2 protein-coding genes and 1 pseudogene are annotated in these 2,132 nt (G+C 70.6%); all 3 read right to left on the reverse strand.

Annotated elements, in window-relative coordinates; translation table 11 throughout:
- A pseudogene (locus GA0115259_RS29675) lies at positions 1-202 on the reverse strand (hypothetical protein); the annotation flags it as partial.
- 2 nt (positions 203-204) lie between these two features.
- A complete protein-coding gene (locus GA0115259_RS29680) occupies positions 205-468 on the reverse strand; it encodes an acyl carrier protein (protein WP_093602737.1) in 264 nt (87 codons plus the stop codon).
- Complete coding sequence (locus GA0115259_RS29685; RefSeq protein WP_093602739.1) at positions 465-1,970, reverse strand: AMP-binding protein; 1,506 nt, start codon at positions 1,968-1,970, stop codon at positions 465-467. The genes GA0115259_RS29680 and GA0115259_RS29685 overlap by 4 nt, the downstream gene beginning before the upstream one ends.
- Positions 1,971-2,132 lie beyond the last annotated feature (162 nt).

A 2,132-nucleotide genomic window follows, 5' to 3' on the forward strand; every position in this document is an offset into this window, starting at 1 on the left:
GGGGGGCCCGCCGTTCGGCGAGCGAGTCGAGCAGCCCGCGCAGCGTTTCGGGGCCGGGCAGCGCGGTCGTCAGGGAGACCAGCAGGGCGAGGGCCTGCGCTCTGTCGAGGCCGCCGTCGCCGAGCTCGTCCCAGAACGACCGCCAGGTCTCGCGCCCGACCGGCGCGCGCCGCTCCAGCAGGCCGATGAGTGCGTCATGCACCGCTAGCTACCTGCCACCTCGGGACGGCGCGCACCGGCGATGAACGCGTCGATCGCCGCGACACTGCGGAAATTGTTGGGATCGAGGTCGGCGTCGCCGATCGCCACCTCGAAGCGGTCCTCGACCCAGGCGATCAGCTTCAGCACACCGAGGCTGTCGATGACCCCGTCCGAGAGCAGGTCGTGGTCGTCAGCGAGCTCCTCGGCCGTGACATCCGGCAGGAACTCCTCGATGACGAACTGCTTGATGGTGCCGACGTGGCTCATGACGTCCTTCCTTTGGCTGTTGACAACTCGTGGAGACGGTCGAGCGCCTTGCGGTCGACCTTTCCGGTGGCGGTCTTCGGCAGCGGCTCCGTGACGATCTGGAGCTTCGCGGGAACCGCCGCCCTGGGCAGGCTCCTGGCGCAGTGCTGACGGAGCGTCAGGGTGCTCAGAGCGCTGCCGGGCGCGGCCTGGACGGCGGCGACGAGCCGGCGGCCCTCGATCGGGTCGGGCAGGGCGGCCACGCCCGCTTCGAGCACCGCGGGATGGTCGAGCAGCACGCGTTCGACCTCCGCCGTGTTCACGGCGACACCGCGGACCTTGACCTGGTGGTCGCTGCGTCCGGTCAGATGGAGCCGGCCGTCGCCGTCGCGCCGTACGAGGTCACCGGTGCGGAACCAGCGCCGGTCGTCCAGTCCCAGCGGATGGCCGGTGAACTTGTCGGCGTGGCGCGTCCGGTCGAGATAGCCGGCCGCCTGGAAGGGCGTGGACACATACAGCTCGCCGGAGCCGGGACCCTCGACCGCCTCGCCGCGCTCGTCCAGGATCAGCGCCTCGACACCGGGCAGCGGAACGCCGATCGGCACCGGCGGGAAGGCGGTGGTGCCGGTGTCGACCTCGTGGATGAAGCTGTCGTTGGTCTCGGTGCAGCCGTAGATGTTGTGGATGCGCGCCTTGGGGAAGAGCTCGGGCAGCGCGGCGAAGGTGCGGTCGGGGATGACATCGCCGCTGAACATCACATGCTCGACACCGGGCAGGGTGGCGCCGCGCCGCTGGGCCGCGTCGAGCAGCAGCCCGTAGAACATCGGCACCGCCTGGACGACCTGGACGTCATGGCGCTCCAGGAGATCGAGCAGATGGCCGCCGCGCGCGGCGAGTCCGGGATCGACCAGGACGACCCGGCCGCCGTGCGCCAGTGTCGTCCAGACATCCAGCAGACAGAGATCGAAGTTGAGCGGCGCGTAGTTGAGCACCGTGCTGCCGGGACCGATCGAAAAGGCCGGGCCGGCCCAGGCGGCGAACCGGTTCACGGCCTCCCGGCCGAGCGGGACGATCTTGGGCAGGCTGGTGGAGCCGGAGGTGGTGAGCATGAACGACACCTCGGCGGCCTCACGAGGCGCCAGCGGCTGCGGAGTGACCTCGGGATTGGGCACCACGTTCGCGTCCGTGCCGTCGGGCGTGATGACCTGGCGGCAGCCCGCCTGCGCGAAGAGATCGGCGAGCAGGGAGGGCGCGAGCGCGGGCGAGGGCAGCAGGAAGGGCCGCCGGGCCAGCAGACAGGCCAGCACCAGGGCGATGGCCGCGGGCGACTTGGTGGCGAGGACACCCACGGGCTCGGCGGGAGCCAGCGCGAGCTGGGCCAGCCGGTCCCTTTCGCGTCCGGCCTGCTCGTACAGCTCGCGGTAGCTGATCTCCTCACCGTTCCACAGCAGTGCGGTGGCATCGGGCCGCTCACGGACCTGGGAGAGAAAGCCTCCCACCAGGCCGAGTCCGTCAGTCGTCATCGCCGACTCCGTCTCTGTTCGTGTTCGAGATCTCCTGGGCTGGTGCGGGTGCTTGTGCAGGTGCGGGTGCTGGTGCTTCTACGGATGCCGGCGCCAGCTCGACCCAGCCGCTCTTGACGGCAGGGCCAGCGGGCGTACGGCAGGTGAAGCGCACGACTCGTC

The organism is Streptomyces sp. MnatMP-M17 (genome assembly GCF_900091995.1).
Classification (GTDB): Bacteria; Actinomycetota; Actinomycetes; order Streptomycetales; family Streptomycetaceae; genus Streptomyces.